Annotated in this window: 1 protein-coding gene; it reads right to left on the reverse strand. The window is 71.1% G+C overall.

From position 1 onward, the window contains the following. Positions 1-202 precede the first annotated feature (202 nt). Positions 203-616: hypothetical protein (locus tag ACK41V_RS23700; protein ID WP_409786145.1), on the reverse strand; the 414-nt coding region annotated here is incomplete at its 5' end.

Raw genomic sequence — 616 nt, forward strand, 5'->3', positions numbered from 1 at the left:
AACTGCGTCACGCATCATCATCATCATCCACATCAACAGCAGTCAATAACCATCATCACAATCGCACAACACGCGCAAGGGGGCGCGGCGTGAGGTGCTGCTCGCTGTGGCGCCACTGCCCGCTGCCACCAACGGAGCCTCGACGCGCTCACGAGCGCACCCATCCTCATCGCCGGGCCGCCGGATGCGCGCCTGGCATGATTCACCGCCCCCGGCGCCCCTGCTTTCGACACTGCGCCCACATCCCGCCGACCAGCGGCGCGCTCGCCATGCCGCTCATGTACGCGCACGTCACCACCAGCACCGCCACGCAGAACACATCCGTCAGCGTCACGCGCAGGTCCCACGTGCCCGTCACCGCCCCCGCCAGCAGCTCCTGCCGCGCCGCGTGGTACAGGCTGCCCGCCAGCAGCACCAGCAGCGCCGACACCAGCGCCACCCACTCCATCACGTTCGCGTCCTCCGCCGCCCGCACCACCCGCTGCAGCCGCGACACCGCCACCTCCGCCTCACCGCGTTGCGTTGCCGCGCTGGGAGCTGTCTGCAGGCTCTGCCGCACGCGCCGGATGGCCTGCGCGCGCTCTGCCCGCGAGCGAGGCGGGGCGCCGCTGGCTGC

The sequence above is a fragment of the Acidovorax sp. genome (genome assembly GCF_046291265.1).
GTDB lineage: Bacteria > Pseudomonadota > Gammaproteobacteria > Burkholderiales > Burkholderiaceae_C > Acidovorax.